The organism is Ruminiclostridium papyrosolvens DSM 2782 (assembly GCF_029318685.1).
GTDB lineage: Bacteria > Bacillota > Clostridia > Acetivibrionales > DSM-1351 > Ruminiclostridium > Ruminiclostridium papyrosolvens.
Genome location: NZ_CP119677.1, coordinates 2,972,694 through 2,984,631 on the forward strand (window position 1 = coordinate 2,972,694; position 11,938 = coordinate 2,984,631).

Sequence of the window (11,938 nt, forward strand, 5' to 3'; positions counted from 1 at the left end):
TCTATTTATTGTATTTTTAAGGTATCATTGTCCTAATGTTAAACCCATTTCCATAGCTGGCAGCAATAACTGCACCGCTTTCGTCCGTCCTAAAAAGTCTCGCTCCCTGCTTCTCAAATGTATCAATAACAAATTGGCTGGGATGGCCGAAATTGTTGCGACCTACCGGTATAATACCATATTTCGGCTTAACCGCCATTATGTAATCCTTACTTGATGAGCCGGGAGACCCGTGATGTCCTACTTTTATTATGTCCGCTTTTAAATCCAGCCCTTGCTGTAACATTCTTTCCTCTGAGGGAAGCCCACTGTCTCCCGTAAACAAAACTTTAGCATTCTTATAAAGTAATTTTAACACTAATGAGCTTTCATTCAAATCCTCTTGGGCAATGCTGTCTATTTTGTATGGGAGGGGGTTTAATACTTCTAATACCGTTTCGTTATCAAGGTTTATTCTATCTCCCTGTTTGCATTTAATTATTAAAATATTTTTATCTTTACATATACTATTTATTTTCCCAAAGCCTTTCCCGTCAGTTTCCGGCACTATAACCGTACCTACAGACAGTTCTCTGAGTACTGCCTCGAGACCTTCCGTATGGTCAGAATGTCCGTGTGAGGCAATAACAATATCGACTTTTTTAGTACCCCTGTCAAGAATATATGGTATCATAACTGACTCCCCTATATCAAACTTGGATTTTGAGTTTGCCTCACGTCCTCCTCCGTCAATGAGTATTTTTGTTCCATGTGCTGTTTTTATAAATGCGCTGTCACCTTGACCCACATCCAGAAATGTTATTTCCAAAGGCTTAGGTATTAGCGCCTTAGCCCCGAATATAATAATTGTCAAAATAACAACTGCTCTTTTCAGGTGTTTTGTGTATTTCTTAACCTTAAAATAATTCCTGCCTTTAAACATATAAATTATGAATAAATAGTAGAACAAAACCATTCCAAGTGTTGGGGTAGGTAATTTTAATAACGAAAACGGTATTTTAGCCGTTACTTCTGTAATAAACAATATGAAGGATAGAAAGGTGTTATTAATGTATCCGATAATAACCGCCAAGTATATATTAAGTAAACCTGTAAAAACCATAATAAAACCTATAATTGTTACAAATTCAACCAACGGTACAACGAGAATATTTGAAATAATAGAGAATGTTGAAAAGTTATTAAAATAATACAAGGTAACGGGTATAACACCCAATTGGGCTGCAACGGTTGCTGCAAGTGTATCTGAAACTACGTTAGGGATATATTTTCCTTCGGTAAAGGACTTAATTCGCGGATAAAACAAAACAAGGGACAAAGTTGCACCAAAAGATAGCTGAAATCCTATATCAAATAGTGTGTAAGGATTAATTATCAGTATAATAAGTGCCGAGGCTGAAATACTGGTATATATTTCGGGTTCACGCATAATAATTCTGCCTGCCAAAATTATTATTCCCATAATAACCGCCCTGACTACCGAGGCAGAAAAACCCGTAACAAATACAAATAATATAAGTATAAAAATAGTAATTATGTTAGCTTTGAAATTGCTCAAACGCAACTTTTTGAAAATAAAAGTAAAGGGCATAATAATAAATGCAATATTCATTCCCGAGGCTACCATGATATGGGTAAGCCCGGCTTTACTGAACGCTTTGAAGGCATTTTCATCCAAGCCGTCCTTATATCCTATGAGCATACCTTCCAGTAGTCCTGCCTGATTTTTATCCAGAGAAGAACTGATTATGTCAACAACTTTATTCTTTATTGCATACCCTGTTTTATATAAATAGCCACCTCCCTTTTTACCTGAGACTTGAATATCGGATGCACCATGTAAATATACTCGTCCGGAAATCCCCACAGATGCCAGATATCTTCTATAATCAAAGCCTCCCGGATTTGTTGCAGGCTTTGGCTTTTCAACAACTCCCGTAAAACTGATTTTTGCTCTATAGCCTTTTATGTTAATATTGTTTACATAAACAAGTATCCTGTTTTTGACCTTGAAGGTCCTATTTTTATAAATTACAGATTCTGTTTGCAAAACAAAATTTGATTTGCCGTCCTCCGAATTCTGTACTTCACTATCAATAAAACCTTTTACTTCTATGGGATTGCCGTAATACTGATTAAAGCTTTTGGTATAGCGATATTCTGCATTATAGAAAAGCATCCCGCCTGCTATAAAAAAAGAAAGCAATATAAAAATTGTAGTTTTAAATTTTCCGAAATTTTTAAGAAAACATATTATAGTTAATAAAATTATGAATGAAGTGATAAGAAAGGAATTCAATCCAATACAGCTTACAAGAAGTATCCCCAAAATAAAGGACACAGCAAAAAGACAGAGCGGTCTTTTGATATTCAAAACAACCTCCATATTAAGTTTATAGAATTAATAATTATGAATTTTCAAGATAAAAATTGAAAGTTAATATAGACCACAAAAACGTCTTATAAAAGACGTTTTCGTGGTCTATGATAAGATTTAAATTACTCTTTTCGCACCAATGTAAGTTCCCCGATATTCAGATAGACACTGAATAAGCACTTTTCCATTAGAAGTTGATGCATGAATAAATTGGTTGTTACCTAAGTAAATACCAACATGGTCTATTTCACCAGCTGATTTTCTGGAAGATGCATCAAAGAACAACAAATCGCCAGCCCTTAAAGCTGTCTTAGAAACCCTTGTTCCGTTTGAATACATGCCTGATGCTGAGCAGTTAAGACTAACGCCAAAATTCTTATACACGTAGCCGACAAAGCCAGAGCAATCAAAGCCACTTGGACTTTTCCCACCATAAACATACCTTACACCAATAAACTTCTTTGCATATGCAATTATTCTGCCAACTTGAGAATCATCATCATCGCTGACAAATGTCGCAGCTTCCGTAGAACGGGAAGTTTTTGCTGAATTCGCTGCTGAAGAAACAAATTTCTTCGAAACGTATCCAACCTTTGAACCCACTTTAATTTTGTGCCATTCATTAAGTGTATCCAGTATTTGTACATCTGTTCCCTCTTTTAAAGAACTGATTACTTTGCTGCTTGTACTGGCACCCACTCTAAAATTGACACCATTAGCATTAATACTTCCTTTTGTGGTTATAACCTTTATGTAGTCATTGCTTACCCATCCGGTCTTTCCATCAAAAGAAATCTTGTACCAACCGCTAGACTTATCAAGCACTGAAACTCTCTTATTGGAAAGTTTAGTGATGACACTTGCTGAAGTATTAGGCTCTTTTCTTACATTGACGCCAGTACCCTCAATCTGAGCCGACTGCGAAGCAGCCATTGCAGCAGAACATACTAACACAAGTGAAAAGGCGAAAATACAAGCGACAAGTACCTTGGTAATCTTACCTGTCATTGGCCCCTCCTATAGTAGCGCTTCCGAAGTTAGCTGACGGGCTCGGGCAATAGGACATCCCTACCATTCCTTAAAACAATAAAAATGGATTAACCCCAAATCTTGGTTCCTCCGTACCTCTTTCGAGGATTCAGCTTATTTAATTCGTTATTATTATATTTAATTTATTACAGTTTGTCAAACTTTTAGTAATAAAACAGCAATTTTTTGGTAATAATTTTGTAATATTAATGTTTTTTACACTTTCTTCCACATAATCAGAGCATGTTCGGTTATTTTGTTTAAATCATATAAGGTGTCAAATTCATATTCGGTATAACCGCATTTTTCCCAAAATTTAAAACCGGATATATTATTTTTGCTTACGGAAAGACAATAAGTATTTACATTAAATGAATTTTTAAAGTAATTCTCGAGAATACTAATTACTTTTTTACCATAGCCCTTTGATTGATACGGTAAATCAATGGCAAATGAATTTATCCAGAGTATATTTTCCTCAACAGACAAGGAGCCTTTGACCAAACCTATGGATTTGCCTATAAACGAATCCTTTTTTTTAAGAAAAATATCCAAAAAGAATACATTATCCTTAGATATAAATTTGAAAAGCTGACTGGAAAATACATCATAGCTTATAAAACCATAAACTCCTGTTGCAAATTTAAAGCCATCCGTATTTTCGTAGATTGAATATATATTTTTAACACTTCTGTAACTAATACTTTTTAAATGTAAATCATCAAACAAGATATCTAGCTTTAGCATATAACCATATCCTTACTGAACAATAGGTGTTGATACAATGAATTATACCAAATAATACGGTATAAAAAACAGCCCATATTAGGAAATATTTGACATATAATGTGATTAGCTTTATTTTTATTATATAAGCTAAGCATTTTACAAAAGACAGAAAGGGGAACCGAAAATGTGTAAGGTATTTAACGAGCAATTGTTTGAATGTTCTTATATTACTCTTAAACTGTTACTGGAAGTGTTTAAAAAAAATTTGATAGATATAACTGATTTTAAGAGTAATAGTGAACTTAAAATCAGTTATATCCAAAATAATTTAAAGCATATAAGTCAAATTGAAAGAAGGTCATTAATCGAATGTGTAATTCATGAATGTATTGAAATTAATCGTAGTTGCTAATTTAAACTATAAAACTGTAAAATTAAGTCATCTAATCTCTTGCTGATTTTAAGAATGTCGTGTTTCGCCCATGGTTCATTATCCAACAAATCATAAAGCTGCTGCTTAAGACACTCGACTTCTTTGTTAAGTGTGTAAATATTTGTTTGCATTATGTAACCCCACTTCTTTTCTTTGGTAAAATATATACTTATTTTACCATTATTTTGTATTAAAGTAAATACATATCCCAAAATTTGTAAGTGATTACTGATTTTTTTCCAAAAACAGTTTACTTTTTAAACATTCAGTAGTATATTAAAATAAAATAGTTTGAAATTCAAATTAAGTGAGGATTAAAAGACCATGAACTCAGAAACAGAAAATAGTTTACTTATTGTAGATGAACTGTTTAGAAAGCTTATTGATAAGTACAATAAACTTGAGAGTAAGAAATTTTTCAGTAAAACACTTGACGATCTTACTGTTATCGAAATCAACACATTAGTTGTTATAGGTCACGGTGAGGAAGATAAGAGGATGTCAGAAATTGCAAATTCTTTAGGTGTTACTTTTGGTACTCCTACTGTTACTGTTGACAGACTTATAAAAAAAGGTTATGTCATCAGAAGACGGGACAATGAAGACCGTAGACAAGTTTTTATTTCTCTTTCTGACACTGGGAAAGATGTTTTTGAATCAATTATTATTATTAGGAATATACTGGCTGAAAAGATATACGGTATCCTTAGTGAGGACGAAAGAAAAGCCCTGATTAATATACTTTCATCACTTGATTCACACTTTGATGATATTTTTAGCTTTAGGAATAAATAGTTTTTTTTGTCGAAATATTTGGAATTTCAAATTATTTTTAATTTAAAACATTCGAAATTACTAAGTAAAATTCAAACGAACATCTATATTCAGAGAAAAGGGAGGTAAAATTTATGCAAGCATTAAGAAAATACAAGAAATTTGCCGTAGTTGTTGCAGTTATTTTAATACCATTGGTTTACAGTTTCTTCTATTTAGATGCTTTTTGGGATCCATACAGCAAACTTGACAAGCTTCCTGTAGCCGTTGTTAATCAGGATAACGGAGCAACTATTGGCGGTGTAAGCAGAAATCTGGGTAAAGAAATTACAGACAATATTAAAAACGATAAAAATCTTAAATGGGTTGTTACATCAGAATCTGATGCAAAAGACGGTGTAGAAAACAGAAGGTATTACGCTATGATTAATATACCTGATGATTTCTCCAAAAATATTTCTTCCGCTGCCGGCAGTAACAAGACTCAAGGTAATTTAACATATACTGTTAATGAAAAAAGAAATTATCTTGCAAGTCAAGTACTAAACAGAATTACACTAGAGTTTAAGGATAAAGTATCCAAGTCCGTTTCTGAAGAAATTGTAGGAACCCTTTTAAATCAAATACATAAACTTCCTGCTGATCTAAAGAAACTTGATAACGGCTTAAATGAAATAAAAGACGGAGCTGAACTACTCTACGATAGCAATAGTAAAATTGTAGACGGTCAGAAAAAATTTAATGCTGGTGTTAATAAGCTGAACGACGGACTTATAGCAGTCAACAATGGTTCTGCTGTTCTGGCACAAGGTTCAAAGCAGCTAAGCGATGGCGCAGAACTGTTCTACAGGAGTTTATCCGGAGGTTCCGATAAAATAACCGGTTTGGTTAACGGCTCAAACAGTTTTATGTCAGGTTTGTCAAATCTGAATTCAGGTTTAAATCAATTGAATTCAAGCATTACCAAGGCTGCTCCACAGATTTCTCAGCTCTCTAAAGGAGGCTCAGACTTAAATAACGGTTTGCAGTCCTATACTTCAGGTGTAGATAAATATATAGAATCTGTAAACAAGGTTTCGCAGGCTCAATCCGTATTGGCAACCTCTATTCAAAAATATGCTGCAAGCCATCCGGAAGCCATGACAGACCCGAATTTCAAAGCTGTAATAGCTACTCTGGAAGCATCAAAGTCTGTTCCTGAACAGCTCAAAGCAGGCGGAGACCAGTTATCCACTTCAGGAAAACAGCTTGCTGCAGGTTCAGAAAAAGTTGCAGGCGGCGTTTCACAGTTGGCTGCACAGTTGGGTTCTGTAACCGGAGGTATAGATAAGCTTTCTGCTGGAGCAAATAAATTGAATAAATCTTATCCAATGATTAATAAAGGTATACGTGATACTGCCGGCAGCATAAAAACTGCCTCCAATAAATCTAAAGTGCTTGCTTCGGGTGCTTCATCCGTCAAAGACGGAGTTGCCAAACTATCTGACGGTGTTTCAGCACTGGAAGGTGGCAGTAAGGAATTATCAAAGAATTCCGTTGTTATCCTTAGCGGTGAAACAAAGCTTCAGGACGGTTTAGCTAAACTTAAGGCTGGAGTAACTGAAGCCGGCAACGGTGTATCCTCTTCTCTTCTCAAGGCCGATAGTCAAATGAACGGGACTGACGGGTTGAAAGAATATGCTGCATCTCCTGTTAAAATTACGGAAAAGAAAGTATACGGTATTCCTGATTACGGTACCGCCTTTACGCCTTATTTTGTATCGTTGTCCCTTTGGGTTGGTGCATTGATGATGTTCTTTGCAATTTATCTGGATGAGGAAGTAAGATTCCGCAGATTCTCTTCAGCTTCTAAAGGCTATATGAGATTTTTTGCATATACTTTCATTGGCATTGCTCAGGCACTGGTTTTGGATATCGTTATTCTTAAAGCCTTACACCTGAATGTTACCAATGTTGGACTTTTTGTACTCACAAGTATAATAATTTCAATGTCATTTACTTCTATAATGAGATTTTTACTTGTACAGTTAAGGGATGTGGGCAAATTTATTGCTATTCTTCTTTTGATATTACAGCTTACTTCCTGTGGAGGAACCTTCCCTATGGAGCTTGTTCCAAGATTCTTCAACGTAATTAATCCGTTTATGCCAATGACATACTCAGTTAACGTATTGCGAGAAGTGATTTCAGGTGTTAATGGCGGATTTCTGACTCAGAGCCTAATTGTTTTGGTTGCTATAATGGCTGGTTTCTTTGCATTAAACATTGTAATATCAAAGCTTAGATTCGGATGTATTTCTTCTGATTCTGATGATTTTGTTAAAATATCCGAAGAAGCTTCAGCTTAAATTGAATTAATTTTAATAGTTTTATAAAATCCCAAAACTGACATGGTATTTCTACTGTGTCAGTTTTTTATTGGAAGCATATCTTTTCTATTTTGCAGCAAAATACTATTAAAGGTATTCACATTATTATATGGCCAAAATATGGCAGACGGAGGTATTGGCAATGAGAAACAGAAAAATAGACGATGACTCTCTTTTAACGGTTTTTGAACGAATTATAAATAGTATTCCAATAAGATTTCAAAGTACCACCAGAGAAGATACTTATGATGACAGTAAGATGTCTGAGGATGATATCGAAAAATTTAGATAAACTGTTGTCTTTAAGACTATGGATGAACCATAGTCTTTTCTCTTTTTTATATAATTATATTCACACATGTCTTGACAAATATGTATTCTATTTTATATTCTTTTGTTATAAGAAAATAATATTCGTTTTAGAGATAATTAGTTTAATTTTATATGAGGTGATTATATGCCATGGAAAATTGAAACCAAGTGCCTTCAGGAAGGCTATAAACCTGAAAACGGTCAACCCCGTGTACTCCCTATTTACCAGAGTACAACCTACAAATATGACTCAACTGAGCATGTTGCCAAGCTTTTTGATTTATCGGTTCCCGGACACATGTATTCCAGAATAAGCAATCCCACCGTTGAATGTGTTGAAAACAAGATTGCTGCACTGGAAGGCGGTATCGGTGCGCTCTGTACCTCATCAGGACAAGCTGCTTCACTGATATCAATTCTGAATATATGTGAAGCAGGAGAGCATTTTGTCTGCTCCGGAACAATTTACGGTGGCACTATAAATCTCTTCGGTGCCAGCTTGAAAAAACACGGTATAAGTGTAACTTTTGTTGATCAAGACAGCTCGGAAGAAGAGATTCAGAAAGCTTTTCAGCCTAATACAAAAGCTCTGTTCGGTGAATCAATTGCAAACCCTAAAATTAGTGTACTTGATATAGAAAAGTTTGCAAAAATAGCCCATAAAAACAATGTTCCCCTTATAATTGACAATACCTTTGCAACACCTATCTTGCTCAGACCAATTGAGTATGGTGCTGATATTGTAGTACATTCCACTACAAAGTACATGGACGGACATGCCGTAAGCATTGGCGGAGTTATAGTTGACTCAGGCAAATTCAACTGGGATAATGGCAAGTTCCCGGGTTTAACAGAACCTGATGACACATATCACGGTATGGTTTATACAAGAGACTGTGGTAAAGCTGCATACATAACTAAAGCAAGAGTACAGCTTATCAGGGATTATGGGTGCTACATGTCCGCAAATAATGCATTTTTATTGAATCTGGGATTAGAAACCCTTCACTTGAGAATAGAACGTCACTGTCGGAACGCAGAAAAAGTTGCAGAATATCTGTCAACCAGCGATAAAATAATGTCTGTAAGTTATCCTACTCTGGCAAAGGATTCTTATCACTCACTTGCACAAAAATATCTTCCAAAGGGTTGCAGCGGAGTTGTTTCCTTCAGAATTAAAGGTGGCAGAGAAGGTGCAGTTAAGTTTATGGATAAGTTAAAGCTTGCCGCTATAGTAGTTCATGTGGCTGATTGCAGAACAGCAGTATTGCACCCTGCAAGTTCCACACACAGGCAATTGAGTGATGAACAACTTGTACAGGCTGGAATCGACCCGGGTCTTATCCGCTTTTCCGTAGGTATCGAAAATATCAAGGACATAATCGAGGACATAAAACAGGCCTTGGAAGATTAAGAATTATATATATTTAGTATGGATAATACTGCTATATTTTAATTGTGGTGTTATCCATATTATTTTGTACCAGCCAATATTTTAATGAGGTGTTATTATGCAATTTACTTTTGACGAACTTGATAAACAAATACTTGAAATAATACAGGCTGACCCTGTAATTTCAAATAAAGACCTTGCAGAAAAGGTTGGACTCTCTCCTTCTGCATGTCTCAGCCGTACAAAGAGATTAAAGGAAATAGGCGTTATAAAAAAGTTTGCAGCAATTATGGATGAAAAAAAGCTTGGATATGAAGTAATAGCATTTACTTTTGTAACCCTTTCACCTCATAACAGGGATATAACTAATGCCTTCATTTCAAAAATCAATGAAACACCCCAGATACTTGAGTGCTATAATATTTCAGGCAGCTGGGATTACCTTATTAAAATTGCTGCCCACAATCTGGCTGATTGCCGGGACTTTCTTATTGATACTTTTCTATCATTTCCCGGCGTAAACAAAATTGAAACCAGTATGGTTCTAAGCACCGACAAGCAGAGTTTCTGCCTGCCTGTGGATTCATCTGAGCAAAAACAGAGCTAGTTTGTTGGTCTGTAAAATGGTATACTAAATATGATTTGGAAAATAAGTTGCAATTATTGCAGCTTTATTTTTTACAAATTGAGTTTGTTTAAAATATGCATGTCAGGAGCTTTAAAAATGCCATTTGATGGAATAGTAACAAAATGTATAGTCAGTGAAATGAATGATTTACTTTCAGGAGGTAGAATAGACAAGGTATTCCAGCCTGAAAACGATGAGATAGTTTTGTTGGTACGTTCAAAAGGTCAGAATTACAGACTTGTTGCAAGTGCAAATGCAAGTAATCCAAGACTGCATCTGACAACCTTGCAAAAGGAAAATCCTTCCACCCCACCTGTTTTTTGTATGCTTATGAGAAAACATGTTGCAGGCGGAAGGCTCTTGGATATAAGCTTTCATGATTATGAGCGTGTAATTACATTGAATATAGAATCTGTCAACGAGCTTGGGGACCTTACTGTAAAAAAGCTTGTTGTAGAAATCATGGGTAAGTACAGTAATATTATCCTGCTAAATAGTGAAAATAAAATTATAGATTCCGTTAAACATGTTGACAGCGATATAAGCAGTGTCAGAGAAGTTATGCCTGCCAGAATTTATATACTCCCCCCTGCTCAGAATAAGGAGCTTCCTGAAAATATAGAAGTTGATAATATTTTCAATGAGGAAAACGTTGAAGGGGCCAAACATGCGGAAGGTATAATTTTAAATACCGTTAAGGGCTTTAGTCCTTATACCTGCCGGGATATATGTTCTGCTGCGGGAGTTCCGTCCAAAACTCCTTTAAATGAGTTAAATGAATCTGATAAAGAAAAAATTAAAACTGCCCTTTCGAATTATATAGACAAAATTAAAAGCAACAATTTTTCACCCTGTATTGTCTATGAAGATAAAAGCTTGTTGAGACCAATTGACTTTTATTGTTTTGAGCCTTCAAAGGAGGTTTTCTACAAAAGCTATGACCTTTTGTCCACAGCTTTGGACCAATACTACCTGCTGCGTGATACAAACGAGCGTCTTGGACAGAAAATGGGTGATGTTCTAAAGGTTGTTAAAAACGGTATTGACAGATGCAAAAAAAAGGCTTCCATGTTTAATGAAAAACTCAGAGAAGTTTCAGACAGAGATAAACTTCAGCTATATGGAGAGTTGATTACTGCAAATATATACTGTATTCCCGAAGGTGCAAAATCTACAAAAGTACTTAATTATTACAGTGAAAATGAAGAATATGTTGATATTCCTCTGAATGAGTATAAATCTGCTCAGGATAACGCACAAAAATATTTCAAGCAATATTCAAAGGCAAAAAGTACTCATTTAAATGTAACCAAACAGCAAGAGGAAACCTTGTCAGAGCTTGAGTACCTTCAAAGCGTTCTGACTATGCTTGAAAATTGCAGTTCAAGACTGGAAGTCGATGAAATAAGACAGGAGTTAATAGACCAGGGCTACATCAGAAGGTCATTGAAGAATGGGAAAAAAAAGCAGGATAAGCCGTCTTCCCCTCTGGAGTTTGTATCAAGTGACGGATTTCAGATTTTAGTGGGTAAAAATAATAAGCAGAATGACTTGCTTACACTAAAAACAGCTGCTTCAAATGATTTATGGCTTCATACAAAAAACATACCCGGTTCTCACGTTATTATCAGAACTGAACGCAACTCCGTACCGGATTCTACATTGTTGGAAGCAGCAACCCTTGCAGCATATCACAGCAGTGCAAAAATGTCTTACAATGTTCCTGTGGACTATACCACTGTAAGAAATGTAAAAAAACCGTCCGGTGCCAAACCGGGAATGGTTATATATGAAAATTTTAAAACTATTAATGTTACACCTGAAGAAGAAACGGTAATAAAAATAATTAATAATAAAAATATTCCTGGTAAGTAGGATTGGGGGACTCATTTAA

Annotated in this window: 11 protein-coding genes and 1 riboswitch; of the genes, 7 read left to right on the forward strand and 4 right to left on the reverse strand. The window is 35.2% G+C overall.

Annotated features, from left to right (window positions below; translation table 11 throughout):
* Positions 1-16: 16 nt before the first annotated feature.
* The 3 genes from P0092_RS13270 to P0092_RS13280 all read right to left on the reverse strand — a co-directional run bounded on the left by P0092_RS13270 (position 17) and on the right by P0092_RS13280 (position 4,153).
* Positions 17-2,374, reverse strand: a complete 2,358-nt coding sequence (locus tag P0092_RS13270; RefSeq protein ID WP_004617594.1) for a DNA internalization-related competence protein ComEC/Rec2 — start codon at positions 2,372-2,374, stop codon at positions 17-19.
* Positions 2,375-2,494: 120 nt separating this feature from the next.
* On the reverse strand, positions 2,495-3,385 hold the full coding sequence (locus tag P0092_RS13275; RefSeq protein WP_004617592.1) for a C40 family peptidase: 891 nt from the start codon (positions 3,383-3,385) through the stop codon (positions 2,495-2,497).
* 4 nt (positions 3,386-3,389) lie between these two features.
* A riboswitch (cyclic di-AMP (ydaO/yuaA leader) is annotated at positions 3,390-3,531 on the reverse strand.
* Positions 3,532-3,622: 91 nt separating this feature from the next.
* On the reverse strand, positions 3,623-4,153 hold the full coding sequence (locus P0092_RS13280; RefSeq protein ID WP_004617590.1) for a GNAT family N-acetyltransferase: 531 nt from the start codon (positions 4,151-4,153) through the stop codon (positions 3,623-3,625).
* Positions 4,154-4,319: 166 nt separating this feature from the next.
* Here P0092_RS13280 and P0092_RS13285 point away from each other — a divergent pair, with 166 nt between their 5' ends.
* Positions 4,320-4,547 (forward strand): hypothetical protein, encoded by a 228-nt coding sequence (locus P0092_RS13285; protein WP_004617589.1) that lies wholly within the window; start codon positions 4,320-4,322, stop codon positions 4,545-4,547.
* On the opposite strand, the gene P0092_RS13290 is transcribed toward P0092_RS13285, so the two are convergent.
* On the reverse strand, positions 4,544-4,699 hold the full coding sequence (locus P0092_RS13290; RefSeq protein WP_040758399.1) for an aspartyl-phosphate phosphatase Spo0E family protein: 156 nt from the start codon (positions 4,697-4,699) through the stop codon (positions 4,544-4,546). The two genes, P0092_RS13285 and P0092_RS13290, sit on opposite strands and share 4 nt — an antisense overlap.
* A gap of 193 nt (positions 4,700-4,892) precedes the next feature.
* On the opposite strand from P0092_RS13290, the gene P0092_RS13295 reads away from it, so the two are divergent.
* From P0092_RS13295 to P0092_RS13320, 6 genes are all read left to right on the forward strand, one after another.
* Positions 4,893-5,363: a MarR family winged helix-turn-helix transcriptional regulator gene (locus tag P0092_RS13295; RefSeq protein WP_004617588.1), complete on the forward strand. Its 471-nt coding sequence runs from the start codon at positions 4,893-4,895 to the stop codon at positions 5,361-5,363.
* 113 nt (positions 5,364-5,476) lie between these two features.
* Positions 5,477-7,690: a YhgE/Pip domain-containing protein gene (locus P0092_RS13300; protein ID WP_004617586.1), complete on the forward strand. Its 2,214-nt coding sequence runs from the start codon at positions 5,477-5,479 to the stop codon at positions 7,688-7,690.
* Between the two features lie 130 nt (positions 7,691-7,820).
* Positions 7,821-8,003, forward strand: coding sequence for a hypothetical protein (locus P0092_RS13305; RefSeq protein WP_276186925.1), 183 nt, complete (start codon positions 7,821-7,823; stop codon positions 8,001-8,003).
* A gap of 165 nt (positions 8,004-8,168) precedes the next feature.
* A complete protein-coding gene (locus P0092_RS13310; RefSeq protein WP_004617582.1) occupies positions 8,169-9,437 on the forward strand; it encodes an O-acetylhomoserine aminocarboxypropyltransferase/cysteine synthase family protein in 1,269 nt (422 codons plus the stop codon).
* Positions 9,438-9,534: 97 nt separating this feature from the next.
* Positions 9,535-10,023, forward strand: a complete 489-nt coding sequence (locus P0092_RS13315; RefSeq protein WP_004617580.1) for an Lrp/AsnC family transcriptional regulator — start codon at positions 9,535-9,537, stop codon at positions 10,021-10,023.
* 117 nt (positions 10,024-10,140) lie between these two features.
* Complete coding sequence (locus P0092_RS13320; RefSeq protein ID WP_004617578.1) at positions 10,141-11,919, forward strand: Rqc2 family fibronectin-binding protein; 1,779 nt, start codon at positions 10,141-10,143, stop codon at positions 11,917-11,919.
* Positions 11,920-11,938 lie beyond the last annotated feature (19 nt).